Source organism: Pseudomonas sp. GW821-FHT09C09 (genome assembly GCF_059418105.1).
In genome coordinates, this window is sequence record NZ_JBWKPF010000018.1 from 1 (window position 1) to 658 (window position 658).

At 63.5% G+C, this 658-nt stretch carries 1 protein-coding gene; it reads left to right on the forward strand.

The genetic code is table 11. The features are described 5' to 3' along the window. Positions 1 to 658: type VI secretion system tip protein TssI/VgrG (tssI, locus tag AC07NR_RS29090; RefSeq protein WP_495080002.1), on the forward strand; the 658-nt coding region annotated here is incomplete at both ends.

Here is a 658-nt window from a genome sequence, read left to right on the forward strand (position 1 = left end):
GACTCCGGGCTGGTGGCGGACAAACCGGTGGTCAAGCGTTTCGGCCTGCGCCTGGCCACCCGCACCAGCCGCACCACGCGGCGCGATTACGACTTCGTCAAACCGAAGATCGAGCTGGAGAGCGACGCCAAGAGCAGCGCCCAACCGGACCTGGAAGACTACGATTACCCGGGCCGTTTCGTGGACCGCGAGCGCGGCAAGCACCTGGCCAACCGTAACCTCGAACGCCACCGCAGCGACTATCGCCTGGCCGAGGGCAACAGCGACCAGCCGATTCTGGTCACGGGGCATTTTCTGGCCCTGACCGACCACGCCAACCCGACGTGGAACGACCTGTGGTTGCTCACCGAAATCTTCCACGAAGGCAAACAGCCGCAAGTGCTGGAAGAGTCGGTGACCAGCGACACCACCGACGACAAGGACGATTTCCATCAGGGCTATCGCAACCGTTTCAGCGCGATCCCGTGGGACGTGCCGTACCGTCCGCCGCTGGATCACCCGAAGTCCAAGGTTCTTGGTTCGCAAAGCGCCGTGGTCACAGGCCCCGAAGGCGAAGAAATCTTCTGCGACCAGTACGGCCGGGTGAAGGTGCAGTTCTTCTGGGACCGCGAAGGCCAGCACGACGACAAGACCACCTGCTGGATGCGCGTGGCCTCCA